This window comes from Gallibacterium trehalosifermentans, assembly GCF_042433055.1.
GTDB classification, from domain to species: domain Bacteria; phylum Pseudomonadota; class Gammaproteobacteria; order Enterobacterales; family Pasteurellaceae; genus Gallibacterium; species Gallibacterium trehalosifermentans.
The window spans coordinates 215,908-242,457 of sequence record NZ_JBHLWB010000004.1; the positions used below are offsets into that span (position 1 = coordinate 215,908).

Sequence of the window (26,550 nt, forward strand, 5' to 3'; positions counted from 1 at the left end):
TATTTATACTCTGGAGAGGAAAAATGCAACAAACCATTTCAGATATAACTGATGCACCTACTGCCCCTACGATTGCGATTGTAGCAGGGGAAACTTCAGGTGATATTTTAGGCGCTGGGTTAATTCGTGCTTTAAAGATCCATTATCCACAAGCTAAATTTATTGGAATAGCAGGTCCTAAAATGTTACAAGAAGGGTGCGAAACGCTATTTGATATGGAAGAGCTTAGTGTAATGGGGCTCGTTGAAGTGCTGAAGCATTTACCTCGATTAGTGAAAATACGTCGAGCTTTGCTGGAAAATCTTATTGAGATTAAACCAGATGTTTTTATTGGCATTGATGCACCAGATTTTAATCTTGCTGTTGAGCATAAATTGAAGCAACAAGGGATTAAGACTTTACATTATGTGAGCCCCTCTGTTTGGGCGTGGCGACAAAATCGTATTCATAAGATTGCCGAAGCCGTGAATATGATGTTGGTATTTATGCCGTTTGAAAAAGCATTCTATGATCAACATCAAGTGCCTTGTCGTTTTATTGGGCATACGCTAGCCGATACGTTACCCCTTAAACCCGATCGTTTAGACGCGTGCGAATTATTACAGATCGATCCAAATCAACGTTATTTAGCCATTTTGGTGGGAAGTCGGCAAAATGAAGTGGCTTTTTTAGCTGAAACGTTTATTAAAACGGCAATCTTATTGCAACAGCAATATCCAGATATCAAGTTACTTGTACCGTTAGTAAATCAAAAGCGGCGTCAACAATTTGAGCAAATTTTGCAGCAGGTTGCACCTGATTTAGAGATGATTTTAATTGATGGGCACGCAAAACAAGCTATGATTGCAGCAGAAGCAACTCTGCTAGCATCAGGCACTGCGGCTTTAGAAGCGATGCTATGCAAATCGCCAATGGTAGTTGGTTATAAAATGAAAGCAAGTACTTATTGGCTAGCAAAACGTTTAGTTAAAACTAACTATATTTCATTACCTAATATCTTAGCTAATGATTTATTAGTTCCAGAGATGATTCAGGAACAGTGTGAGCCCGAGTTATTGGCGGTAAAATTAGCTGTTTATTTTTCAACGGAAGAGGCAGATTTACGTCATAAAGCACAGTTACGGCAAACCTTTACCGATTTACATCGTTCGATTCAACAAGATGCTGATAAGCTTGCGGCAGAGGCGGTTGTGAGTGTATTAGCAAATGAGGCAAACATATAATGGTATTTTGTTATCCAGAGGCAAAATTGATTGCTGGTGTAGATGAAGTAGGTCGAGGTCCATTAATTGGAGCTGTAGTAACGGCTGCGGTGATTTTAGATCCTAATCAGCCGATTCTAGGGTTAGCTGATTCCAAAAAGTTATCTGAAAAAAAACGTTTAATTTTAGCTGAAGAAATTAAGGCTAAAGCGTTAGCTTGGAGTTTAGGGCGTGCTGAGGCTAGTGAAATTGATCATTTGAATATTTTACAAGCAACCATGTTGGCAATGTGTCGTGCGGTACAAGGATTAGCGATTCAACCTGATTTTGTGTTAATTGATGGTAATCGTATTCCGCAAGCGCTGGGGATTCCTGCGCAAGCTGTTGTCAAAGGAGATAGTTTAGTTGCAGAAATTAGTGCAGCATCAATTTTGGCGAAAGTTGCACGTGATCAGGAAATGGTTGAGTTACATCAAAAATATCCAGACTATGGTTTTGATCGCCATAAAGGCTACCCAACAGCATTTCATTTAGAAATGTTAGCAAAATATGGAATTTTGCCAGAACATCGGCGAAGTTTTGCTCCAGTTAAACAATACATAAAAGGATAGTGTATGAAAAAATTAATATTAGCTTTGTTATTAACGGTTACAGCGACAACGGCGTTGGCAGATGATGCCAAAATTACTGCAGAGTTGAAAAAATTAGGTGTGAAAGAAGTTGAAATTCAACCCTCCCCATTGCCTGGAATGAAAGCGGCTATTACTGATCAAGGCATTGTCTATATGTCAGAAGATGGCAAATATGTGTTATATGGAAGCCTTTATCAAGTAACAGATAAAGGACCAGCTAATCTTTCTAATAAATTACTGATGAGCCAAGTGGATAAACTTTCTGAACAAATGATTGTTTATCCAGCGAAGAATGAAAAATATGTGGTAACGGTTTTTATGGATATTACCTGCCATTATTGCCACCTCTTACATGAACAAATGAAAGATTATAATGATCTTGGTATTACTGTTCGTTATCTTGCTTTTCCTCGCGCAGGACTTAGTTCAAAAACAGCACAGCAAATGGAGAGCATTTGGGTTGCAAAAGATCCTGTTTATGCGCTAGAGGAAGCTGAGAAAGGTAACTTACCAAAAGAATTAAAAACAGCAGACATGGTGGCGAAACATTATCGACTAGGTTTGCAATATGGGGTAAATGGTACGCCGAGTATTATTTTACCTAATGGTGAGTTATTAGGGGGATACCTCCCACCAAAAGAATTATTGAAAGTATTACAAGATCTGTAATTGGTTTGCATTCTAAAAATAGCATCAATAAAAATGTCATATAGGTTAAGTTGTTAATATAAGGTCGTGGTTGTGCTAAAAAAAATAGAAAGGAGAGTTGTACCAGAGGGAATTTGCGTAAGTGATGATCCCTTGTTGGATCGTCTTTATCGTAGTAGAGGAATAGCTACTGACCAACATCTTAACTATGCGTTGAAATTTATGCTACCGCCTGCATTATTAACTCACCTTGAACAAGCAGTGCAGTTATTAGTTAACGCATATCAACAACAGAAAAAAATTGTTATTGTCGGCGATTTTGATGCTGATGGGGCAACCAGTATTGCATTAACTGTTTTTGCCCTACGGCAATTAGGTTTTACATCAGTTGATTATTTAGTGCCAGATCGTTTTGAGCAAGGGTATGGTTTAAGTATTTCTGTTGCTAAAGATGTGATTAAAAAACAAGCTGAATTGGTAATTACTGTTGATAATGGAGTGTCTTCATTTGAAGGAATTGATTATCTAAAACAACATCAAGTAGAAGTGATTGTTACTGATCATCATTTACCTGGTGAACAGTTGCCAAATGCAGATGTGATAGTTAACCCAAATTTGCGAGATTGTAGTTTTCCATCGAAATACTTAGCTGGAGTAGGGGTTGCTTTCTACTTAATGGTGGCATTGCGTGCGGCGTTTCGCGAAAAAGGTTTATTTATTCATCGCCAAGAACCCAATTTTGCCGAGTTACTGGATTTTGTCGCATTAGGTACCGTCGCTGATGTTGTGCCACTTGATTATAATAATCGCATTTTAGTATCACAAGGATTAGCAAGAATTCGTGCGCAGAATTGCCATTGCGGTATCCGCGCATTAATTGAAGTGGCTAATTTAGATATTTCCCAGTTAGTGGCGAGTAATTTAGGCTTTTCCATCGCACCGAGACTGAATGCAGCGGGACGTATTGATAATATGTCAATCGGTGTTGAGTTGTTATTGGCAGAAAGCATGGAACAAGCACGAGCATTAGCGCTTGAGCTAGATAGCTTGAACCAAACTCGGAAAGAAATTGAAAATGGCATGAAACAAGAGGCGCTGCATTTCTTACGTGAATTAAAACCTGCTTATCAGCAAGATACCTTTGCGATTGCATTATATCAACCTGATTGGCATCAAGGGGTCTTAGGTATTTTAGCAGCAAGAATGAAAGATCAATTTCACCGCCCAACAGCGGTATTTGCGCAAGAAGAGGAAGGTGTTCTACGGGGATCTGTACGTTCTATTGAAGGATTGCATATTCGCGATTTATTAGAATATTTACACTGCCAGCACCCTGAAATTATGATTAAATTTGGTGGACATGCAATGGCAGCAGGATTAAGTATTCGTGAGCAATATTTTCCAACGTTTCAGCAGCTATTTAACCAATATGCTAAAGAGTGGTTAGATGAAAGATCATTACAGGGTGTGGTTTATACAGATGGTGAATTAACTTCACAACAAATGAATGTGGAAACCGCAGAAAAATTACAGTTTGCTGGTCCATGGGGACAGCACTTTCCAGAGCCACAATTTGATGGTGAATTTAACATTCTGCAACAGCGGATTGTGGGGGAAAAACATTTAAAAATGTTGGTAGAGCCGATAGGTGGTGGGAATCTGCTAGATGCAATTCAATTTAATGTGGATACACGTTTATATCCAGATCTATCAATTAAGTCAGCTAGAGTAGTCTATCATCTAGCAGTAAATGAATATCGTGGGAATAGACAAGTACAATTATTGGTCAATTATATAGAAGCACTAGGATAATCCATGAACAGCGTGATATTTGTAATGCGTTTTTTACTGTTAATCATAATAAGCACTTTTTTATCAATAAGTTATGCAGAACAATTACCTATTTTTAAAGATGGCAAAGATTATTTTTCCTATAAAAAACCGTTACAAGAAACGTCGTTAACAAAGAAAAATGTTCGGATTAAGTTTTTCTTTGCGTATGAATGTCGAATTTGTTTAATTGCTGCGGACAATTTGAGTTTATATAAACGATTAAACCCAAATAAGGTAGAAGTTGAGTGGATACCTGCCGCAACAGAAAATGGTCATTATTCAGCTTCAGTATATTATGCATTAGAAAATTTAGGACGCCCCGATCTAGCGGATTTATTTCTTTTTGATACAGCAGAATTAAAATTTGACAAAAAAGGAAAAGAACGTGGTGAGTTTTTGCAACAGTGGCTAGCGAAAAAGAGTGTGAATATTAATGCTTTTTCTGAACTGCTTAATTCCCCAGCTACTGAAGCGAAAGTTAAACAAGCTATCATGGAAACAAAACAGTATGGTGTATTTACATTACCATTTGTGTCTGTAGCGGGACGATATGTATTAACTGAAGGTACGCTATATAATGATGATTATACTATTGCAGTATTGGATTCACTTACGACAAAACTTTTACAAGAATAATGAGGACAAAAATGAAAATTGGTATTGTCGGTGCAATGGCTCAGGAAGTAGAGATTCTACAAAGTTTAATGAAAAATAAACAAGAAAAAAAATTAGCTACTTGCACTATTTATGAAGGTCAAATTGGGCAACACAATATTGCTTTATTACAATCGGGGATAGGAAAAAGTGCCGCTGCAATGGGAACAACAGCATTAATTCTTACTTGCCAACCAGATTGTATTATCAATACAGGATCGGCGGGAGGGTTGAATCCGCAACTGAATATTGGAGATATTATTGTCTCTGATTATGTGAGTTATCACGATGCAGATGTTACTGCATTTGGCTATGCCAAAGGGCAATTACCAGCTTGTCCAGAAAAATTTAGTGCGGATAAAAAATTAATCAATACCGTAGCAGAAGTAGTACATGAACAAGGAAAAAATGCCGTAATCGGCTTGGTTTGCTCTGGTGATCAGTTTATTAATGGACAAGAAACCATAGCACGCATTCGTCAAGATTTCCCAGCAGTTGCCGCTGTTGAAATGGAAGCGGCTGCGATTGCTCATATTTGTTATGCGTTTAATCTACCGTTTGTGGTTATTCGTGCAATTTCAGATGTTGCCGATAAAGAATCCCATATTTCCTTTGATGAGTTTTTACCGATAGCCGTCAAACAATCTTCACAAATTGTTTTAGCGACCTTAGAAAAATTGGTAAATTAGAGAGTATTCTCATACCAGTATTTGTGTTTGCTAGTATTTTGCTAGTGAACACAATATAGTGAAGCAAATTTACTATAAGGATACGCTTATGCAACTTTCGCAAGCACAACAACAACGCTTATTTGATCTATTACAAACGACAGAATACGCTGAACAATATTCCTTATCTTTCGATTTTTCCACTCTACCAGATTCCTTAAAACAGATAGCCACAGCCATTTATTTTTCTGATTTTGTTGCTGATACTTTACAAAAATATCCGACTTTATTACAACAATGGTTAGTTAGCCTTCCACAATTTATAGAGTGTAATAATTATAAACAACGTTTAACGGAGAAACTCGCATCAGTAACTGATGAGAATGTGTTTTATCAAGTGTTGCGACAATTTCGCCATCAGGAAATGGCTAAATTAAGTTTTTGTCAAAGTCTAAATTTAGCATCAGTTGAACAGATCTTCCGCCAACTTTCAGCATTAGCAGAAGCGATTATTATTGTAACGAAAGATTGGTTATATCAGAAGCTGTGCAGTGAATTAGGCACACCAACGAATGCAGAGGGTGAAGCTCAACAGCTTATTATTTTAGGTATGGGAAAATTAGGTGGCAGAGAACTAAATTTTTCCTCTGATATTGATCTGATTTTTACCTATCCAGATCATGGCGAAACCGTAGGGGCAAGACGCAGTATTGATAATGGGCAGTTTTTTGTGCGTTTAGGACAACGTTTTATCAAAGCATTAGAACAACAAACTATAGATGGCTTTGTCTATCGAGTTGATATGCGTTTACGTCCATTTGGTGAGGCAGGGGCATTGGCTTTAAGTTTTGCTGCAATGGAAGATTATTATCAAGAGCAAGGGCGAGATTGGGAACGTTATGCGATGATTAAAGCGCGGATTATGGGAGAAGATAGCCAAAATATTAATCATCGTTACTTGAATCAGTTATTAAGACCTTTTGTTTATCGTCGCTATATTGATTTTAGTGCAATCCAATCATTGCGAGATATGAAACAAAAAATTAATGCTGAAGTTCGTCGCCGTGGCTTAGTCGATAATATTAAATTAGGTGCGGGTGGGATTCGGGAAATTGAATTTATTGTACAAGTATTCCAGCTTATCCGTGGAGGTCGAGAAAAAAGTTTACAACAACGAGAGTTGTTGTTGATTTTACCTAAATTAGTTGAATTAGATTTATTGACACAATTAGAAGTTACTCAGTTATCGCAAGCCTATCTCTTTTTACGCAGAGTAGAAAATGTCTTACAAGCGATTAATGATCAACAAACCCAGCTACTACCAACCAATGAGCAAGATCGACAACGATTAGTAGAGGCTTGCCGAGCCTTTACCTATTTTAATCAACAAGGGCAGTTGGTAACGCTTGAATACCCAATTTGTGATTGGCAAAGTTTCTATCAGGTACTGACTCAACATCAACAGAATGTTCGGGAAGTTTTTCATCATCTTATTGGTAGTGAAGATGAAAAAGATGAAGCGAGTAATAGTGAGTGGCAGGATTTTCTCGGGATTAGTTTTAACTATCAAGATGTGATGACGCTATTGCATAAATTAGCCATTACAGAAGCAGAACAGATTGCAGAAAATCTTTGGCAATTTAAACAGGAGATGCTACGCAAATCGATTGGTGTACGAGGGCGAGATGTATTAGAACAATTATTGCCAACATTAATTGATGAAATGTTAGCAATGGAACACGCTGTGGTATTAGTACCACGCATTCTAGAAATTATTGGACGTATTGCGACACGGACGACTTATTTGGAATTGCTGCGGGAAAATCCAAATTCACGGACATTATTGATGAAACTGTGTAGTGCATCTCCGTTTGTCGCTCGCCAAATTGCTGATTATCCATTGTTATTGGACGAGTTGCTAAATCCAAATACCTTATTATCACCACCACCATTTAGTCAATACCAAGCTGAATTAGAACATTACCTGTTGCGTGTACCGCAAGAAGATGAAGAACAGATGATTGATGTATTGCGCCAATTCAAACTAGCAACGCAATTACGGGTTGCGGCGGCTGATATTTTAGGGGCATTGCCAGTGATGAAAGTAAGCGATCATCTGACGTATTTAGCGGAAGCAATTATCGCCAGTGTAGTGAATTTAGCGTGGCGACAAGTTACGCAACGCTTTGGTACGCCTGATCATCTTCAAGCAGATGAAAAGCGTTTTTTGGTGGTTGGTTATGGCAAGTTAGGTGGGATTGAATTGGGGTATAAATCTGATCTTGATTTAGTATTTCTATATGATGCTCCAATGAATGGGCAGACTGTGGGGGGCAAGCGTAGTATTGATAGTGGACAATTTTATTTACGTCTAGCCCAGAAAATTAATAGTATTTTTAATATTAATACTAATTCAGGGATCTTATATGAAGTTGATATGCGGTTGCGCCCTTCAGGCAGTGCAGGGTTATTGGTAAGTTCGATTAATGCATTTAAGGATTATCAACAACATGAAGCGTGGACATGGGAAAAGCAAGCATTAGTACGAGCCAGACCAGTATATGGTGAAGCAGAAATGCAACAACGTTTTACACAGATTCGCCACGAAGTATTATCTGCACCGCAGGAGAAAGACATGCTAAAAGTTGAAGTGCGTGAAATGCGAGAAAAAATGTATGAACATTTATCGCATACCCCAACAGGCTATTTTGATATTAAGAAAGATCGTGGGGGAATTACGGATATTGAATTTATTGCGCAATATTTGATGTTAGCAAATGCAATGGATATTCCTGAGTTAACTACTTGGTCAGATAATGTGCGAATTTTTGAGGATATGGTGAAATATCAAGTTATTATTCCTGAAGTCGGTAAACGATTGACCGAGATTTATGTGGAATTACGCAATCATATTCATCATTTAAATTTAGCAGGGAAAAACTCTGTAGTTGAAGAGGCTGAATTTGCAGAGAGACGAACGTTTATCAGGCAAGTATGGCAACAGTTGTTTAATTAGTTTTTGTATATAGTATAAAAATAGTTAAACATTCTGTTGAGAGGCTTATCATAAAAGGCTTTAGTGGTATTTCTAGAAAAATAACAAATAGTCTAAAAGCGATGTGAATATAATCAAAAGGAATGATGAATATTTTATTGATATAACTCTAGTATTGGTAGTAATTAGTATTTAACTGAGAAGTACGACGGGATTTTTTTGTTTTGCCAACTAGATAAATCTATTAAAATAACGGGCAATATTATTTAGCTAATGAAGGAAGAAAAATGATTATTGTAACAGGTGGTGCAGGTTTTATTGGTAGCAATATTGTTAAAGCACTCAATAATTTAGGTCGTAAAGATATTTTAGTTGTAGATAATTTAACTGATGGAACTAAGTTTGCTAATTTAGCCGATTTAGATATTGCAGATTACTGTGATAAAGAGGATTTTATTGCGTCTATTATCGCAGGTGATGATCTTGGTGAAATTGATGCGGTATTCCATGAAGGGGCGTGTTCAGCGACAACGGAATGGAATGGAAAATATATGATGCAAAATAACTATGAATATTCAAAAGAGTTATTGCATTACTGTTTAGATCGTCAAATTCCTTTCTTATATGCCTCATCTGCTGCCACTTATGGCGATCGTTTAGAATTTGTTGAAGAACGCCAATTTGAACACCCACTTAATGTTTATGGGTATTCAAAATTTTTATTTGACCAATATGTACGCCAAATTTTACCTGAAGCACAATCGCCAGTATGTGGCTTCCGTTATTTCAATGTTTATGGACCGCGTGAAAATCATAAAGGCAGTATGGCGAGCGTGGCATTCCATTTAAATAATCAAATACTAAAAGGTGAAAATCCAAAACTCTTTGAGGGAAGCGAACATTTCCGCCGTGATTTTGTGTATGTTGGTGATGTGGCAGCGGTGAATATTTGGTGTTGGCAACATGGTATTTCAGGTATTTTCAACTGTGGTACTGGCAATGCAGAAAGTTTTGCAGAAGTAGCGAAAGCCGTAGTGAAATATCATGGTAAAGGCGAAGTAGAAACCATTCCATTCCCAGAGCATTTAAAGAGCCGTTATCAAGAATATACGCAAGCAGATTTAACAAAATTACGTGCAACAGGGTATGACAAGCCATTCAAAAAAGTGGCTGAAGGTGTTGCAGAATATATGGCGTGGTTAAATAAATAATTGATAATTCGATGAAAATTTTAGTGATTGGTCCATCTTGGGTCGGCGACATGATGATGTCGCATAGCTTATATCAAATTTTAAAACAACGTTATCCTGATTGTGAAATTGATGTTTTAGCGCCAAATTGGTGTCGAGCATTGTTATCGAGAATGCCTGAAGTAAATCAGGCATTAGCTATGCCAATAGGACATGGTGAATTTAATCTCAGTAAACGTTATCAAATTGGTAAAGCATTACGAGGTCAATATGATTTAGCGATTGTATTACCAAATTCGTTGAAATCTGCGTTTATTCCATTATTTGCAAAGATCCCATTACGTCGAGGTTGGAAGGGAGAAAGTCGCTATTGGTTATTAAATGATTTACGCAGTAATAAACGTGAGTACCCTTTGATGGTACAACGTTATATTGCGCTAGCTTTTGATAAAGGGACTATTCCAGCAGCGAAAGATCTTCCCTTACCTTATCCTTATTTACAAACCGATTTACATCAAGTACAGGAAACACTGCGTGAATTTACGGCACGTTTTCAAATTGATACTGAACGTGAAATTATCGGTTTTTGCCCTGGGGCTGAGTTTGGTCCAGCAAAGCGTTGGCCACATTATCATTATGCTAATTTAGCTCAACAGCTCATTGAACGAGGACAACAAGTCTGCTTATTTGGATCGGCTAAAGATCATCAAGTTGGTGAAGAAATTCGGGCAAGTTTACCAGCAGAGTGTCAACGTTATTGTATTAATTTAGCAGGGGGGACTTCGCTACCGCAGGCGATAGATTTAATCGCAAGCTGCACAGCAGTGGTAAGTAATGATTCTGGATTAATGCATATTGCAGCGGCATTAAAACGCCCATTAGTTGCTGTTTATGGTCCGACAAGTCCTGAATATACGCCACCATTAGCTGAAAAAGTAAAAATTATTCGCCTAATTAGCGGTGGGTTGATTAAGGTTCGTAAAAGTAAGGATAGTGAACAAGGGTATCATCAATCATTAATTGATATTCAGCCTGAAATGGTGTTAGCGGCGTTAGATGAACTTCGCTAAATAGAGTCTTGTTGTTAAAGTGAATGGGTAAATTCTGTGAATAGCAGATTTATCCATTATTTTTTACTGAATAAAAAAGAATGCCTTATTAGCATCGTAATGCTATTTATCGGAGGATTTTACATTGTTACGTTATGTTATCACGTTTAGTCTAGTACTAATCGTATTACAGTTATTAATATTTATCTGGGTAAAAGCTTTTGATTGGCTAATGATGAATAAACCAGTCGTTGCACAATATAAACGCAAATTCGTGTGGATAAATTACCTTGTTATTAATGGTTTAATTGTCTTTTCGTTATTGCGTGTCATTCCAAATGGGTTTCGCTATTCAGCCTTGCTGTTAACAGCTTTGTGGTATGTTACGTTGACAACGATAGTGTTGTATTTGATTAAAAAAGTTATTTCTATTTGGCAAGTAAAATTTACGGACTACCCTTTATTGAGTCGAGGAATAGCGTTAATAATTTTATTTGGATTATTTGGTGTTAGCGTTTATCAGGCTTATGTACCACAAGTAACACATTATGCGGTCAAGATTGATAAACAAATAGCGCCCTTGCGTATTGGTGTCGCGAGTGATCTCCATTTGGGGCGGTTATTTGGTGCTAAACAATTAGAAAAATTACAGCAGATTTTTGCACAAGAGAATGTCGATATGGTGTTATTACCTGGTGATATTATAGATGATAACCTTGAGGCATATTTTGCGGAGAATATGCAACCTTATTTCGCAAAATTATCTGCTCCATTAGGGGTATATGCTACACTCGGTAATCATGATTTTTTTCAACAACCCGCACAAATAGCGAATGAAATTAGACGTGAAGGTACCTACTTACTTACAGATCAAGCAGTGGTAGTATCAGATCGTGTTATTGTCGTTGGACGCAATGATGAAATGGATCGTCAACGCCAGCCGATAGAAAAGATTTTATCAACGATATCAATGAACGAACGTAAAACACTCCCTATTTTATTGTTGGATCATCGTCCAGCTTCTATTGAAGAAAATGCTAGAGTAGGTGCAGATATTCAAGTTTCTGGTCATGTGCATAATGGGCAAATCTTTCCTGGTAATCTGATTGCGAAATTTGTTTATCCATTAAGTTATGGTTACCAGCAGTTTGCGCAAATGCATACTTTTGTAACCTCTGGCTATGGTTTTTGGGGCGTACCATTTCGACTTGGTTCACGTTCGGAAGTAATGATTATTGATATATCAAGTAAAGAGAATTAATCAATGCAACATTATGATGTGATCATTATTGGTGCAGGTGCTGCAGGCTTATTTTGTGCTGCACAACTTGGGCAGCAAGGAAAGTCTGTATTGGTGTTAGATAATGGCAAAAAAGCGGGTAGAAAAATCCTGATGTCTGGTGGTGGATATTGTAATTTTACGAATTTAGAGGTGAGTGCAGTCAATTACTTATCGCAAAATCCTCATTTTGTAAAATCGGCATTAGCCCGTTATACCCAATGGGATTTCATTGCCTTAGTAGCGAAATATGGTATCAATTATCACGAAAAAGAGGCAGGGCAACTATTTACTGATGAGGGTTCTGAACAGATTGTTGCTATGTTGTTGCAAGAATGCCAGCTTGGTAAAGTTGAGATTCGATTGCAAACAAACATTGAATCAGTGCAAAAAATGGATAAGCATTTTGTGCTAGAACTGACCAATAAAAATGTTTTTCAGGCAAATAATGTTGTGGTAGCGACAGGTGGACTATCGATGCCGAAATTAGGGGCAACAGCATTTGGCTATCAACTTGCAGAACAGTTTGGATTGAGTATCGTTCCGCCAAGAGCTTCATTAGTACCTTTTACTTACTTGGAACAAGATAAAGTTCTTGGTGTATTATCAGGTATTTCTTTACCAATTACAGTAACGGCAAAAAATGGCAAATGTTTTAGTAATGCACTGTTATTTACTCATCGAGGACTTTCTGGACCAGCAATTTTGCAAATTTCTAATTATTGGCAACCAACAGAATCGGTGGAAATTGATTTATTACCAAGTTGTGATTTAGCGGAATATTTATGGGAATTAAGGCAAACCTCACCTAAATTGCAATTATGTACTGCTTTACAGCGGTTGTTGCCAAATAAAGTAGTTGATGTTTTTTGGCAACGTTTAGGGATTAAAGAGATTGTTTTAGCGGATCTAAGTAAATCAGTCGTTGCTACTTTAGTGCAGACATTCCAACATTGGCAATTTATGCCGAATGGAACAGAGGGGTATCGTACCGCAGAGGTAACGTTTGGTGGGGTGGATACACAACATATTTCTTCTAAAACAATGGAAGTACAGGGGGTTAAAGGACTCTACTTTATCGGTGAGGTCTTAGATGTAACTGGGTGGTTAGGTGGCTATAATTTTCAATGGGCTTGGAGTTCTGCTTATGCGTGTGCAACAGCAATTAGCCAAAATTAATGTTCAGTAAAAGAACGTATTTCACTAAAAGCGGCTAAGAATAGACCTAATGGTGGACGTGCAGAGTTTTGTTGTTGATAGGCAGCATTGAATTTCTTATAGTTACCGTATTTATCAATTTGATATTGTACGCCATCATTATCAATAATAACTGTCCAACGGGCATTGGCACTTAATGTCCACTTGTCTTGATTTGCTTTATCTGAAAAGAGATTGTTACCTAATGCAAAATCACTTACTGGATTTTCAGCTTTAAAAATATGCTTTAATAGAGTTGGTGCGATATCTAAATTGCTGCTTAGGTAAGTTTGTTGTTCTGCTGCTTTCTCATGCCAATGAATAAATAGCGGGACTTTAATTTTTTCTGGTGAAAAATTAGACAAATCTTCATTTTCACTAAAACCATTATCAGCGGTAACAATAATCAGAGTATTATCGTACTGCTGGTTTTGTTTTAGGGTATCTATTAACTCGGCAAAGGCTTGATCAACTTGTAATAAATTTTGTGAATATTGATAAATAGAAATGCTATCTGTTGTATTTTTTTGCGTATTTTTGTGTTGTTGAATAGTTGTCAGAGATAGATCAATAAAGCTAAACCAAGGTTTAGTTTCAATCTTTTGCTGTTGAGCATACCATATTTGCCATTGTTTAACGGCAGTAATATTATTGGCGGTATATTGCTTTTCAGTTTTATCAAATAACACGGAAAAGAGTGGTTGAGCATTTTTTTGTGTGAGTTGTGCTTGGATTGTGTAATTTAATTCATGCAAACGCTTGAGTAAGACAGGTTGTGTTTTACTAAATAAGATACTATCCAAATAATTGCCAGGTAAACCATAAAATAAACCAACTAAACCTGCTTGTGCTTGATTACTACTGCTGTAATTTTGCTGAAAATTAATGGTTTGTTGTGCAAATTGCGATAAGGCTGGTGTTGTTGTTTCCGAAATAGCTGCTGTGTGTAAACCCGAAAGATTAATTAAAAGAATATTTGGCATTTGTTCAGTTGCAGCATATCTAATAGTACGTTTTGGATAATCAAGATAACGTGCATCAGCACGTCCGCTACTTGTTAATATTTCTTGATAACTTTCTGCATCTAATAGCTCATTTTTCTCTAAAAATTTCCTTGCTGTCATTGGATAAGAGAGCGGAAGATTAGAACGTTGTGCTGTAATGGGACGATAAAATGTTGCATCTGCCCACGCATAAATGAGGTGCATAGCGATAAAAGCGAGTAAAAAAGTATAAGAAATAGGCTTAATCCATTTTTGCCGTTCTAAACTACGGAATTTTTGCCATGACCAGCGTGAAAATAACATTTGCAGCAACAGAATAATTGGCATTGGCGCAAAGAAAAGTTGCCAATCACGAGCTAACTCACCATTTTCTGGATTAATTACCAAATCCCAAACCATTGAAGTTAAGTGAATATAGAATCGTTTATAGATTTCGCTGTCAACGAGTAAAAGAGTAGTACAGAGCGTTGCTAAAATTACAGTAACGCCGCGAAAAGTACGGTGATTTTTAATAATAAAACTCAGAGGAAAAATAATGAGTAGATAAAAGGCAAAAACAATAAAACTAAAATGCCCAATAATACTGATAAAAAAGTAAATTTTGCCTAGTAGCGTATCTGGCCAATCAGAGAAAAAAGCATAACGTGATCCAATAATAAAAGCGATAATAATGTTAAAAAAAGCAAACCAATGTCCCCACGAGATTTTTCTCGATAAGTCTTCGCGATCTTGTTGGGTGTAATGTAGCTTTAACATTATTGGTGCCGATTAATGCTTTTTCTGGGCAGTTGCTAATGAATTTAATAATGCTTCAGAGAATGCTTTTGCTAAAGGAAGGCGCTGAGACTCTTTCACACTGCTAAGTAATAAATTGCTTACCATATCACCTAAAACGATTAATGATAAATCAACAGGTGCTTGATGTTTTTCTAATGTACTGATCATTTCATTCATTAGTGCTTCAATTTCTTTATTTGAATATTTAGAATGTGTCGCCATACAAAAATTTTTATAAGATAAATGTGTTGCTTATCATATCAGATTTTTTCAGAAAATCGGGTAAAAATAATTGGGAAAATCTCCTATAATGAGCAAGATTTTAACAAATGTAATGTGAATATTATTATGAGTATAAATGTTGAACAAATTATTTTGCATCAATTACAAAGAAAATTAACTGAACAGACAGAAGTCATTGAGCTTGAAACAAAATTGCGCGCACAAACTCTTCCAGAAACCGATTTAGTCCAACAATTAATGTTGGAATTGCATCAACATTATCAGGCTAAAAATAAAACTTATGCCGTATTTCATGCAGAATCTAAATTTGCGCAAATGCTTAATCGATATTTAGAGCAAGAACTTGACTTTTTAGCATTCAGTCAAGAAGCAGCACAATTATTAGCACAAGAAATTAGTCAATATAGTTTTGCGACTGGCGGCACATTTATTATGAGTCAGTATAATTTTCTCGCAACGGATTATCTGTTTTTAGGGTTAGTTGATAATAGAACCAGTTTGTTAGTAGATGAACAATTAGAGGTTCATGATACGGAGTATTTAGATTTAAGTAAATGCGACATTATTGCGCGGATCAATTTAACAGAGTTAAAGGTTGATGCGCAGTCAAACCGTTATTTAACTTTCTTAAAAGGACGAATTGGGCGCAAAGTGGGGGATTTCTTTATGGATTTTTTAGGTGCAGAAGAAGGATTGAACCCAAGAGAACAGAATCAAATATTGGTACAAGCCGTGCAAGATTATTGTCGTCAAGATGAGGTTGAACCAGAACAGGCTAAAGAAGTAAAACAGCAAATTTTGACTTATTGCAAAGCTAGAGTAGATGAGGGGGAAGAAATTAATATTAAGACGTTATCTGCAGAGATAGCACCATTAAATGGACAGTCTTTTGTTGAGTTCACACAATCTGAAGATTATGCTTTAGAAGAGACTATCCCACCACTATCCGCGACATTGAAAAAATTAGAAAAATTTTCTGGTTCAGGGCGAGGCGTAACGATTAGTTTTATGACGGATTTATTAGGAGAGCGTATCATTTGGGACGAAGCAAATGATACGTTACTGATTAAAGGGTTACCTGCTAATTTAAAAGACCAGTTGCAACGTAATAAATATTAAATTGGCATTTTATCTAAGTTTAGGTATTATCATTGCAGTTAACAATTATTAGAAGGCTAACGATTATGAAATTAAAAGTTGTTTTGTTGTCATCTCTTTTCGCATTAGGTCTTGCGGCGTGTTCAAGTCCTGTGGAAAAACTTGTCTATCGGATTGATGTACCACAAGGGAATTATCTCGATGATGCGGTGGTAGAAAAGTTACAAAAAGGTATGACACAAGAACAAGTGCAATATTTGCTTGGTACGCCATTAGTCGTCGATCCATTTAATCCATCTAATTGGGTATATGTGCAAAGAATCCAAAAAGGACATCAAAAGCCGCTTGAGAAGAAGTTGGTTGTACATTTTAACCAAAAAAGAGTGGTAGAAAGTTTCGATTTTTCACCTGAATTGAGACAAGTAGACGTCAAGGAGGTGGAAAAGCCAGAGTTAGTAGAAGAGGTCAAAGCGGCGGAAAATCCAGGGTCAGCGGAAAGTGAAAGTAAATCTTGGTGGCAATTCTGGAAATAACAGACTAAAAAAACAAAAACCTACCAAATTTGGTAGGTTTTTTACTGTTCTTATTTTGAACTTGGAATGCTGAAACGTTTGTTAAAGCGTTCAACACGACCACCAGTATCAACAACACGTTGTTTACCAGTATAGAATGGGTGGCATTTTGCACATACGTCTAAGCTAAGATCGTGTCCTACAGTAGAACGTGTTTTGATCACATTACCGCAAGAACAGGTTGCAGTGATTTCTTTATATTCTGGGTGAATACCTTGTTTCATAATAACCTCAAATTAGCATGCACCGCTATTGATCACCTTAGGATCAACACCGTACATATTTTACAAAAAATATCGCCAATAGGCGACAGTAAAAAGGGAACTGAATAATATAGGAAATCAGGTTAAAATTCAATACAAAGTAGAGAATATCTCCTATCTTATTAGGGGAATAACCAAAAATTGCCTATAATGTTTTGCTAATAAGTTTGTGTAAGGTAAATGATGAAAATTGTACGGGTTGCATTAGATATTTCGTTAAGAAATCAGTTTGATTATCTGTTGCCAGAAGAGATGAAAGTTGAGCATGGTGTCAGAGTGCTAGTGCCGTTTGGTACGCAAAAACGAGTAGCACTGATAACAGATTTTCCTGAATCGAGTGAAATTGATAATTTAAAAGCCGTGATAAAAGTTTTAGATGATGCGCCTGTATTTGATCAACAAACTTGGCAATTATTGTACTGGGCGAGAGATTATTATCATCACCCTATTGGTGAAGTCTTATTTTCCGCATTACCAGTAAAACTGCGTAAAGGTGAAGCGATTCCGACGAGAACACAAATTTATCACCAGTTAACAGAGTTAGGTAGACAAGCAATAGATCAAGGCACGTTATTGAAGAAGCCTCGTCAACAGGAGATGCTTCTGTTTCTGCAGCAACATCAACGGTTAGAAAAATCGAGTGATCTTTTTTCCCATTCTATTAAAAAAAGTTTATTAAGCAGCGGTTATATTGAATTGCTTGAAATTGAAGAGGAGCCCACTTACTGGAATCAGGTAATGGCAGTGGATACGCTTATTCAAAGCAAAAATAAATTAATACCTAATAAAGAACAAGCGTTGGCAATTAGTCAAATTAGTTTAGCTGAGGGATTTCATACTTGGTTATTACAAGGGGTAACGGGATCTGGAAAAACAGAAGTATATTTGCAGGTGATTGAAGAGGTGTTGAAAAAGGGCAAACAAGTTCTTGTTTTAGTGCCTGAAATTGGTTTAACGCCACAAACTATTCGCCGCTTTAATTTACGTTTTAATGTGCCGATTGCTGTAATGCACTCAAATATGAGTGATACTGAGCGTTTGCAGGCATGGCAAGCAGCAAAAGAGAATCATGTCGCTATTGTAATTGGGACCCGCTCGGCAATTTTCACTCAATTTGCTGCATTAGGGCTTATTATTTTAGATGAGGAACATGATCAATCCTTCAAGCAGCAAGAGGGGTGGCGCTATCATGCACGAGATGTGGCTGTTTATCGTGCTAGACAACTCAACATTCCTATTGTATTAGGCAGTGCAACACCCAGTCTGGAAAGTTTATATAATGTAACACAGCAAAAATATCATTTAATTGCTTTACGTTATCGAGCAAATAACCAAGTAGCAAATCAACAAATAGTTGTTGATTTAACAAATCAGCATTTAGAGAATGGATTATCTTTGGCATTGTTATCACAGATGAAAGCTGTTTTGCAACGGGGAGAACAAGTATTATTGTTTTTAAATCGGCGAGGATTTGCTCCAGTTTATTTATGCCATGATTGTGGGACAGTTGAGTTATGCCAACATTGTGATAAACCTTATACTTATCATCAATATCGACGTATTTTGCAATGCCATCATTGTGGCGCACAGAAACCTATTCCATACCAATGCTCACATTGTGGTTCAACACATTTACTGACTACTGGGTTAGGCACAGAGCAATTAGAACAAGTGTTACAACAGAAATTCCCTCATTATCAGGTGGTACGATTGGATCGCGATAGTACGGCAAGGAAAGGATCTTTAGAGCGATATTTGCAAGAAATTACACAAGGCAAACGGCAAATCTTGATTGGTACGCAAATGTTGGCGAAAGGGCACCATTTTCCAAATGTTGGTTTAGTGGCATTAATTAATATTGATAGTGCATTATTTTCTGTAGATTTTCGTGCAGAAGAACGTTTGGCTCAATTATATGTTCAGGTATCAGGACGCACTGGGCGAGGGGAATGCGCTGGAATGGTATTATTACAAACACATTATCCAGAGCACCCATTATTTAAATTATTAATATCAGGTAGTTATACTGAATTAAGTCAACAGCTTTTATTACAGCGGCATCAATTCCAACTTCCACCATATTATTATCAAGCTATTATTAAGGCTTCAGGAAAAGAGGAAAAAAGTGTAACACAAACATTAGAGCGCTTAGTTGAGCAAATAAAAAAGAGTGATGGGGGGAATGATTTATTAGTAGTTGGTCCATTACCAATGGTGATAGAGAAAAAAGCAGGGCGTTATCGTTGGTATGTATTATTACAACATTGTCAAAGAAAGGTATTACATCGGCAGTTATTTTATGTCGAAAATTTATTAGCGACAATGAAGTTTCGTTCTGGCGTGAGATTGTCATTAGATATTGATCCTTATGATTTTAATTAATATTTCTAGTCAATATTTTAAAATTTCAGTAAAATTAGCGCCCGTTTCGTTAGGTAAAAATCAATTAGGAAAGAGTTGTGGTTCAGCGAGATTATGCACGGCATTCTGCTTCAAGAAGAAAACAGCAGCAAAACAAAGGTAAAAAGAAATTATTATTGACTTTAATTTTATTTATTATTGTGGCATTTGCGGTTAGTTTATTCTTTTTAAAAGAGCGTTCACCAGTAAGCAAAGAAACAGTAATACAGCCAGAAACAGTTACACCAGCTAAAAAAAGTACGCTACCAAGTCGTCCAGAAGAGGTTTGGAGTTATATTAAACAGCTAGAAACGAGAGAAGTTCCAGTTGATGATAATGTTACATCGGTCGCAAAGAATGTTCAGTTAACGGAAGAACAGAAGAAAATTTTATTACAATTAGAAAAAGATAAATTAGCCGAACAAGCAAAACAAAAAGCAGAAGAACAAGCTCGTCTAAAAGCGATGGAGCAAGAAAAGCAGCTTCAAGTTCAAGCAAAAACAGCACAACAAACCACGACAAAAGCAGTAGTAACCGAAGTGAAAGGAGATAGTAAGAAAGTTGTAGAGCAATCAAGTCGTAAATACGGCTTGCAATGTGGTGCATTTAAAAATAAAACACAAGCAGAAGCATTGCAAGGACGTTTGGTAATAAGTGGGTTTAATGCATTTACAAAAAGTTCAGCAGATTGGAGTCGTGTGTTTATTGGTCCACTAGAGAGTTATAATGCAGCATCTAGTGCAAAATCTACTTTAGGAGCAAAAGGGATTAATTGCGTTGTTGTTGGCATGTGATAGTGGTTTTCTTATCTAAATTAGAGAGCTTTAGTTAATTTTACTAAAGCTTTTATTCTTTACACTCTACGGGAGAATGCAACGCTAGAATTGTTGCGCCTTTTGCCATCATTCGTAATTGTAAAATTACCCGTTGTTTTAAGGCTTCGCGTTCTTGGGGATTCATATCTAACGCGTGCGATCCTGCAGTAAATACCAAAGTTACCATTCCCTCAGATTGGGCTTTTGCAATATAAGCTGGAATAGATTTATCTTTATTCATAATATATTCCGCTAATTCTGCGACAAAATGATTAATTTCCCGTGAAGCTGCTGTACGAAATTCTTGTGAGGTGCCAGAGCTTTCACGTAATAACAAGCGAAAAACATTTGGGCGATTAGCGATAAACTCAAAAAAAGTCTCAACTGAAATAACAATAACGCTGCCACCGTCAGCAATACGCTTGCGAGCTTGGCGCATTAATTGACGCAGAATTAATCCTGCTTCATCAACCATACTTAACCCCAGCTCGTCCATATCACGAAAATGGCGATAGAAAGAAGTCGGGGCGAGTCCAGCCTCTCGGCTAACTTCCCGTAAGCTTAAATTAGAAAAACTTTTTTCAGCACTAAGTTGATCAAACGCAGCGTCAATTAAGGTACGCCGAGTTTTTTCTTTTTGTTTTGCGCGGATTCCACTCATCGTTTTAATCTTGGGTTGGGGTAACAAGTAACGGTTTGATATTTTTTTCTACTAGCTGGGCAACGCGTTGATAACGCGCTCGTAATGGTGAACCAGGGCGGTAGATCAAACCAACTGAACGATATGGACGTGGATTCACACAAGAAATATATTTGACACCTTTTCTTGAGCGTTCATTCAAAACGGCAAGTTCTGGGATAAAGGTAATGCCAGCATTTGCCGCAACCATATTACGTAATGTTTCTAAGCTAGTTGCTTGATAATGCGCATTTTCTTTTGCTCCTGCAACAAAGCAGTAACCTAGCGCTTGATCACGGAAGCAATGCCCGTCATCTAACATTAAAAACTCATAATCTTTCAGGTATTCTAGCGGAATTTCTTTTTCTTCAGCGAGAGGGTGTTTATCGGACACTGCAATGAGCATTGCTTCATCATAAATAGGAATTTCCATAAATGCAGATGTTTCTTTCACTAATGCTAAGATAGCACAATCTAGCTGTCCTTTTTCTAATTGTTCTAATAATTGGTGGGTTTGTGCTTCGTAAAGATAAACTTCTAATTCAGGAAATGCTTCACGTAGCATTGGGATCATATAAGGTAATAAGTAAGGACCTATAGTTGGAATCATACCAATATGTAATGGACCCGTCATATCTTTACCTTGATTACTTGCCATTTCACGAAGTAATTGCACTTCTTTTAGAACATTACGTGCTTGATCAACTAATAATAAGCCTGATTGTGTAAATAATACTTTTCGACTCGTCCTTTCTAATAAAATAATGCCTAATTCGTCTTCAAGTTTGCGGATTTGTCCACTTAATGTAGGTTGGCTAACATGACAAGCATCAGCGGCTTTACGGAAATGTTTATGATCGGAAAGCGCAACTAAATATTCAAGATCCCTAAGATTCATGACCCCTCCTTTATAGATTATGACGATTGAAAATTTTATTTTAATTGAGGAAAACTATAACATATTTATTGTCGAGTACAATTATTTTCTTCTGATGATAGCCATTGTTTCACTAAGTCATCAGTAATGAGCTTGTGCGACCATAAACTGGTAATAGCTGGCTGCGGAAATTGGTTATTGTTATAAGCAATTAACTTTTTGAAATCGAAAACAGCATGGGGATAATCATTAATTAGCAGTAATGCGAGATAGCCATCTTCAGACCAGCAAATTTGTAATTTACGTGCAATTTCTTTTTGTTCAACAGAAGTAACATTATAGATATGCAGACAATCAACAATAGCATCATTTTGTTGGGTATCAATAGCATAAAAATAGCCTGTATCGCCATCATCTTCAAAAACAACGGCAAGATGTTCATGTTGATTAGAATGCGTACCAATTTGTTTTGGTTGACTAATAAAAAGTTCGTCTTCAAGGGTGAGATGAAACATAATGATCCTTAGAAAGAAAGGGTAGATAAATGTTGTTCAAGTTTGTTGATACATTGTTCTAGAATGTCTTGCTCTTGTTCGGTAAAACGAGCAAATCTAGGACTATCGATATCCAATACGCCAATAATTTTTTGTTGGTGATAGAGAGGCAATACAATCTCCGAGTTACTCGCACTATCACAAGCAATATGACCATCAAATTGATGTACGTTATCAATGCGCAGAACCTTTTGTTGTAAAACAGCTTGACCACAAACGCCTTTACCAACAGGAATTCGAGTGCAAGCAACTTTACCTTGGAATGGACCTAACGTAAGGATATTATCTGAATTGAGTAGATAGAAACCGACCCAATTAATGTCTGGTAGAAATTGGTTCAGTAAAGCAGATGTATTGGCTAAGACACTAATGAGGTTATCATCATCAGTAATCAGTGCGTGTAATGTGTCGGGTAGATTATTTAATTTATCTTCTGAAAAAGAAAACATTGATACTCCTAAACAACTAAAAGCCGAAAGGAAATCCCTTTCGGCTTATGATTTAGTAGAATAACAGGGAATTACCAGCCTTTAACAACAGAATCTTTAAATTCTTCCATTGCTTTTTGGTACACTTCTTCGGTGTTATAAGCTTTTACGAAGTTTTGTACATCTGGATCTGCTTTATTATCTTCACGAGCAACGATGATATTGACATACGGAGAATCTTTATCTTCTACGAAAACAGCATCTTTACTTGGGTATAATCCAGCTTGCCCAGCAAAAGTATTATTGATAATTGCTAGATCAACTTGACCTAAAGTGCGAGGAATCAAGTTTGCATCAAGTGTTTTGATATTTAATTTTTTCGGATTTTCTACAATATCTAGTGTGGTTGGTGTTAAACCTGTATCAGCTTTTAATTTAATCAAACCTTGAGCTTGTAATAAAAGTAATGCACGTCCACCATTGGTTGGATCATTAGGAATAGCAATAGTTGCCCCATCTTTTAATTCGCTAACTGTTTTAATTGTTTTTGAATAAGCAGCGATTGGATAGACGAAAGTATTTCCCACAATAACAAGATCAGTCCAACCACGATCTTTCATTTGTGAATCTAAATATGGCTTATGTTGGAAAGCATTTGCATCAATCAGTTTATTTTCTAATGCAGCATTAGGTGTAACGTAATCAGTAAATGGCACTAATTCAACTTCCAAACCATATTTATCTTTAGCAATTTTTTTTGCTGTTTCAGCAACAGTCATTTCAGGACCAGTTTGGATACCAACTTTAATTTTGCCATCTTTTGCAAAAGCTGAAGATGAAAAAGCAATAGCAGCAGATAACGCACTAATAGTTAAGATGTTTTTGATTTGCATATAAAATCTCCTTGGATTATTTATGATTAAAGTAGCGGACAAGTTGATCGCCAATTGTTTGGATAACTTGTACCATAATAACGAGAATCACGATGGTTGCGATCAAAATTTCAGGTACATAAGTTTGGTAACCATATTGAATACCAACATAACCTAGACCACCGCCACCAACCGTACCTGCCATTGCAGAGTAGTTTACTAAAGCCACTAATGTGATGGTAATTGCATTAATAATACTTGGTAATGCTTCAGGTAATAAAAATTTGGTAATAATTTGGAAGTTACTTGCACCCATTGCTCTTGCAGCTTCTGTTAAACCAGATGGAATTTCCATTAATGCGCCTTCTACCAAACGAGCGACAAAAGGAATGGCTGAAATGGTTAAAGGTACAATCGCAGCAGTAGTGCCAATAAATGTGCCAAGAATGAGCATAGTGAATGGAATAATCGCTACAAGTAAAATAACAAAAGGAACAGAACGTCCAACATTCACAATAGCACTAAGTATCGTATTTAAACTTCTATTTTCTTTAATTTGCCCTTTTTTAGTAATAAATAGCACCACACCCAAAGGAATACCAAATAAAGCAGCGAAAAAGCCAGAAGCAAACACCATATAAAGTGTTTCTAATGTTGCATTACCAATCAACGTCCAAACCTGAGGAGTTAACACATCAAACATAACCAAGTACCTCAACACGCACATTGTGTTCCATTAAATAAATTTTTGCTTGAGTAATAGCATCTTCATCACCTTCCACTTCAGCGATAACAAAACCAAATTTTACGCCACCAGCATAGTCAATTTGTGATGTTAAAATGCTTAAATCAATACCAAATTTTTTCGAAGCAAGGGAAAGTAATGGCGCATCAACAGAACGCCCAGTAAATTCAAATTTAATTAATGGATAAGATTTAGCATTCCGAGGTGATTCACTGAGTTGAGCTATATATTCATCAGGCAAGTTGATATGAAATGTTGATCGAATAAAATCTTGTGCTAATTGTGTTTTTGGATTAGAAAAAATTTCACTAACCGAGCCTTGTTCAACTAAACAACCTTTATCAATAATGGCAACATGATCACAAATTTGTTTTACCACGTCCATTTCGTGAGTAATTAACAGAATAGTAATACCGAGATTACGATTAATTTCTTTCAATAATTTGAGAATAGATTGGGTTGTTGCAGGATCTAATGCACTTGTTGCTTCATCACATAATAATACTTTTGGATCGCTTGCTAATGCACGAGCAATGGCAACACGTTGCTTTTGTCCACCAGATAGATTGCTTGGATAAGCATCTTTTTTATCTGCTAATCCAATCATTTCTAGTAATGTATTGACTTTTTCTTTGATTTTATTTTTCGGTGTACCATTTAATTCTAAAGGTAATGCGATATTACCGAAAACCGTACGGCAACTTAATAAATTAAAATGTTGGAAAATCATACCAATCTGACGACGAGCTTGTACCAGTTCAGATTGAGAAAGCTGCATTAGATTTTTGCCATCGACAATGACATCGCCACTTGTTGGGCGTTCTAAAAGATTAACACAGCGAATTAGCGTACTTTTACCAGCACCAGATGCACCAATAACACCAACAATTTTACCTTTTGGTATTTGCAAAGAAACATTATCCAATGCGGTCAACTGTCGACCGTTGACTTGGAAAGTTTTATAGATATTTTCTAATTTGATCATTTTGACTTAATTAAGTGAATAAAAGAAAATTATTCAGTATTTTAGACGTCTAGATAGCTATGTCAATAAGTTTTTATAAAGTTTAGCTATTAGAATTTAAAATGCAGTTTGTGCTAAGTTATTGATTGATAGATAAGGGAAGTAGTTTACTTATATTAGAGATGAAATCATAATGCTATAAAAATAAAAAATGGAGTAGAGATAGAAATGAAAAAAGCCGTTTTTTTAGATCGTGATGGGACATTAAATATTGATCATGGTTATGTTCACACTATTGATCAATTTCAATTTATTGATGGGAGCATTGAAGCGTTAAAAGCACTCCAAGAAATGGACTATGCTTTAGTATTAGTAACTAACCAATCAGGTATTGCAAGAGGTTATTTTACAGAAGAACAATTTAATCAACTAACAGAATGGGTGGATTGGTCATTAGAAGATCGAGGCGTACATCTAGATGGTATCTATTATTGTCCACATTACCCTGAGGGTATTGGAGAATATCGACAAGAATGTAATTGTCGTAAGCCAAAAGGAGGAATGTTACTTGAAGCAATTAACGATTTAAATATTGATGCAAAACAATCTATCATGATTGGTGATAAATTAGATGATGTATTAGCGGGCAGAGCTGTAGGGGTCGGCTGTACTGTTCTAGTTAGAACAGGAAAACCGATTTCAACAGAGATAGAAAAAGAGGCTAATTATGTGATTGATTCTATTGCTGATCTTCCTGAATTAGTACGTCAAATTCATTCTTCTAAGTTTAAAAAATAAACGGTTGAAAATTTTTTATAAAAAACCACTTGCAAGATGTCATGAAATCACTATAATGCAGCACCGCAACGACGCTGAAGTGTGAAGTTAAGAAGAAGCGTCGTTTTTTGTTCT

The 26,550-nt window shown here is 36.5% G+C and carries 26 protein-coding genes; 16 read left to right on the plus strand and 10 right to left on the minus strand.

Features of this window, described 5'->3' with window-relative positions; genetic code table 11:
- The first annotated feature begins 23 nt into the window (after positions 1-23).
- From lpxB to ACFFHK_RS05535, 11 genes are all read left to right on the plus strand, one after another.
- Complete coding sequence (gene lpxB / locus ACFFHK_RS05485) at positions 24-1,223, plus strand: lipid-A-disaccharide synthase (protein ID WP_382370332.1); 1,200 nt, start codon at positions 24-26, stop codon at positions 1,221-1,223.
- Positions 1,223-1,813, plus strand: coding sequence for a ribonuclease HII (rnhB, locus tag ACFFHK_RS05490; RefSeq protein ID WP_382370334.1), 591 nt, complete (start codon positions 1,223-1,225; stop codon positions 1,811-1,813). The genes lpxB and rnhB overlap by 1 nt, the downstream gene beginning before the upstream one ends.
- Positions 1,814-1,816: 3 nt before the next feature.
- Positions 1,817-2,503: a bifunctional protein-disulfide isomerase/oxidoreductase DsbC gene (gene dsbC, locus ACFFHK_RS05495; protein ID WP_382370336.1), complete on the plus strand. Its 687-nt coding sequence runs from the start codon at positions 1,817-1,819 to the stop codon at positions 2,501-2,503.
- A gap of 72 nt (positions 2,504-2,575) precedes the next feature.
- On the plus strand, positions 2,576-4,294 hold the full coding sequence (gene recJ, locus ACFFHK_RS05500; RefSeq protein WP_382370338.1) for a single-stranded-DNA-specific exonuclease RecJ: 1,719 nt from the start codon (positions 2,576-2,578) through the stop codon (positions 4,292-4,294).
- Positions 4,295-4,297: 3 nt separating this feature from the next.
- Positions 4,298-4,951: a thioredoxin domain-containing protein gene (locus ACFFHK_RS05505; protein ID WP_382370340.1), complete on the plus strand. Its 654-nt coding sequence runs from the start codon at positions 4,298-4,300 to the stop codon at positions 4,949-4,951.
- A gap of 11 nt (positions 4,952-4,962) precedes the next feature.
- Positions 4,963-5,658 carry a 5'-methylthioadenosine/S-adenosylhomocysteine nucleosidase gene (gene mtnN / locus ACFFHK_RS05510; protein WP_382370342.1) on the plus strand — a complete coding sequence of 232 codons (696 nt, stop codon included), beginning with the start codon at positions 4,963-4,965 and terminating at the stop codon, positions 5,656-5,658.
- A gap of 88 nt (positions 5,659-5,746) precedes the next feature.
- Positions 5,747-8,653: a bifunctional [glutamate--ammonia ligase]-adenylyl-L-tyrosine phosphorylase/[glutamate--ammonia-ligase] adenylyltransferase gene (gene glnE, locus ACFFHK_RS05515; protein ID WP_382370344.1), complete on the plus strand. Its 2,907-nt coding sequence runs from the start codon at positions 5,747-5,749 to the stop codon at positions 8,651-8,653.
- Positions 8,654-8,919: 266 nt separating this feature from the next.
- Positions 8,920-9,843 carry an ADP-glyceromanno-heptose 6-epimerase gene (gene rfaD, locus ACFFHK_RS05520; RefSeq protein WP_382370346.1) on the plus strand — a complete coding sequence of 308 codons (924 nt, stop codon included), beginning with the start codon at positions 8,920-8,922 and terminating at the stop codon, positions 9,841-9,843.
- 11 nt (positions 9,844-9,854) lie between these two features.
- Positions 9,855-10,892, plus strand: a complete 1,038-nt coding sequence (waaF, locus tag ACFFHK_RS05525; RefSeq protein ID WP_382370348.1) for a lipopolysaccharide heptosyltransferase II — start codon at positions 9,855-9,857, stop codon at positions 10,890-10,892.
- A 124-nt stretch (positions 10,893-11,016) separates the two neighbouring features.
- Positions 11,017-12,132 carry a metallophosphoesterase gene (locus tag ACFFHK_RS05530; protein WP_382370350.1) on the plus strand — a complete coding sequence of 372 codons (1,116 nt, stop codon included), beginning with the start codon at positions 11,017-11,019 and terminating at the stop codon, positions 12,130-12,132.
- Between the two features lie 3 nt (positions 12,133-12,135).
- Positions 12,136-13,329, plus strand: a complete 1,194-nt coding sequence (locus ACFFHK_RS05535; protein WP_382370352.1) for a BaiN/RdsA family NAD(P)/FAD-dependent oxidoreductase — start codon at positions 12,136-12,138, stop codon at positions 13,327-13,329.
- On the opposite strand, the gene ACFFHK_RS05540 is transcribed toward ACFFHK_RS05535, so the two are convergent.
- Positions 13,326-15,107, minus strand: coding sequence for a DUF3413 domain-containing protein (locus ACFFHK_RS05540; protein WP_382370354.1), 1,782 nt, complete (start codon positions 15,105-15,107; stop codon positions 13,326-13,328). The two genes, ACFFHK_RS05535 and ACFFHK_RS05540, sit on opposite strands and share 4 nt — an antisense overlap.
- Positions 15,108-15,119: 12 nt before the next feature.
- Positions 15,120-15,350 carry a YejL family protein gene (locus ACFFHK_RS05545; RefSeq protein WP_382370356.1) on the minus strand — a complete coding sequence of 77 codons (231 nt, stop codon included), beginning with the start codon at positions 15,348-15,350 and terminating at the stop codon, positions 15,120-15,122.
- A 126-nt stretch (positions 15,351-15,476) separates the two neighbouring features.
- Between ACFFHK_RS05545 and yejK the strand changes: the two genes are divergently transcribed.
- A complete protein-coding gene (gene yejK, locus ACFFHK_RS05550) occupies positions 15,477-16,490 on the plus strand; it encodes a nucleoid-associated protein YejK (RefSeq protein ID WP_382370358.1) in 1,014 nt (337 codons plus the stop codon).
- 65 nt (positions 16,491-16,555) lie between these two features.
- Positions 16,556-17,002 carry an outer membrane protein assembly factor BamE gene (gene bamE, locus ACFFHK_RS05555; RefSeq protein WP_382370360.1) on the plus strand — a complete coding sequence of 149 codons (447 nt, stop codon included), beginning with the start codon at positions 16,556-16,558 and terminating at the stop codon, positions 17,000-17,002.
- Positions 17,003-17,052: 50 nt separating this feature from the next.
- Here the strand turns inward: bamE and rpmE are convergent, their stop codons facing one another.
- Positions 17,053-17,265: a 50S ribosomal protein L31 gene (gene rpmE, locus ACFFHK_RS05560; RefSeq protein WP_382370362.1), complete on the minus strand. Its 213-nt coding sequence runs from the start codon at positions 17,263-17,265 to the stop codon at positions 17,053-17,055.
- A gap of 222 nt (positions 17,266-17,487) precedes the next feature.
- Between rpmE and priA the strand changes: the two genes are divergently transcribed.
- The gene (gene priA / locus ACFFHK_RS05565; protein WP_382370406.1) at positions 17,488-19,686 is read left to right on the plus strand and encodes a primosomal protein N'; all 2,199 of its coding nucleotides are present in this window, start codon (positions 17,488-17,490) and stop codon (positions 19,684-19,686) included.
- Positions 19,687-19,763: 77 nt separating this feature from the next.
- A complete protein-coding gene (locus ACFFHK_RS05570; protein WP_382370364.1) occupies positions 19,764-20,498 on the plus strand; it encodes an SPOR domain-containing protein in 735 nt (244 codons plus the stop codon).
- A 52-nt stretch (positions 20,499-20,550) separates the two neighbouring features.
- Here ACFFHK_RS05570 and fabR read toward each other — a convergent pair whose 3' ends face one another.
- The 7 genes from fabR to metN form a co-directional block, all read right to left on the minus strand.
- On the minus strand, positions 20,551-21,180 hold the full coding sequence (gene fabR, locus ACFFHK_RS05575) for an HTH-type transcriptional repressor FabR (protein WP_382370366.1): 630 nt from the start codon (positions 21,178-21,180) through the stop codon (positions 20,551-20,553).
- A 4-nt stretch (positions 21,181-21,184) separates the two neighbouring features.
- A complete protein-coding gene (gene oxyR, locus ACFFHK_RS05580) occupies positions 21,185-22,096 on the minus strand; it encodes a DNA-binding transcriptional regulator OxyR (RefSeq protein ID WP_382370368.1) in 912 nt (303 codons plus the stop codon).
- Between the two features lie 65 nt (positions 22,097-22,161).
- Positions 22,162-22,590 (minus strand): DUF2251 domain-containing protein, encoded by a 429-nt coding sequence (locus tag ACFFHK_RS05585; protein ID WP_382370370.1) that lies wholly within the window; start codon positions 22,588-22,590, stop codon positions 22,162-22,164.
- A gap of 8 nt (positions 22,591-22,598) precedes the next feature.
- Positions 22,599-23,078, minus strand: a complete 480-nt coding sequence (gene msrC / locus ACFFHK_RS05590; RefSeq protein ID WP_382370372.1) for a free L-methionine (R)-S-oxide reductase MsrC — start codon at positions 23,076-23,078, stop codon at positions 22,599-22,601.
- Positions 23,079-23,149: 71 nt separating this feature from the next.
- Positions 23,150-23,950: a MetQ/NlpA family lipoprotein gene (locus ACFFHK_RS05595; RefSeq protein WP_382370374.1), complete on the minus strand. Its 801-nt coding sequence runs from the start codon at positions 23,948-23,950 to the stop codon at positions 23,150-23,152.
- Positions 23,951-23,966: 16 nt separating this feature from the next.
- The gene (locus tag ACFFHK_RS05600) at positions 23,967-24,632 is read right to left on the minus strand and encodes a methionine ABC transporter permease (RefSeq protein ID WP_382370376.1); all 666 of its coding nucleotides are present in this window, start codon (positions 24,630-24,632) and stop codon (positions 23,967-23,969) included.
- The gene (gene metN / locus ACFFHK_RS05605) at positions 24,625-25,659 is read right to left on the minus strand and encodes a methionine ABC transporter ATP-binding protein MetN (protein WP_382370378.1); all 1,035 of its coding nucleotides are present in this window, start codon (positions 25,657-25,659) and stop codon (positions 24,625-24,627) included. Before metN ends, ACFFHK_RS05600 begins: the two co-directional genes overlap by 8 nt.
- A gap of 207 nt (positions 25,660-25,866) precedes the next feature.
- On the opposite strand from metN, the gene gmhB reads away from it, so the two are divergent.
- Positions 25,867-26,436 carry a D-glycero-beta-D-manno-heptose 1,7-bisphosphate 7-phosphatase gene (gene gmhB, locus ACFFHK_RS05610; RefSeq protein ID WP_382370380.1) on the plus strand — a complete coding sequence of 190 codons (570 nt, stop codon included), beginning with the start codon at positions 25,867-25,869 and terminating at the stop codon, positions 26,434-26,436.
- The last annotated feature ends 114 nt before the right edge of the window (positions 26,437-26,550 follow it).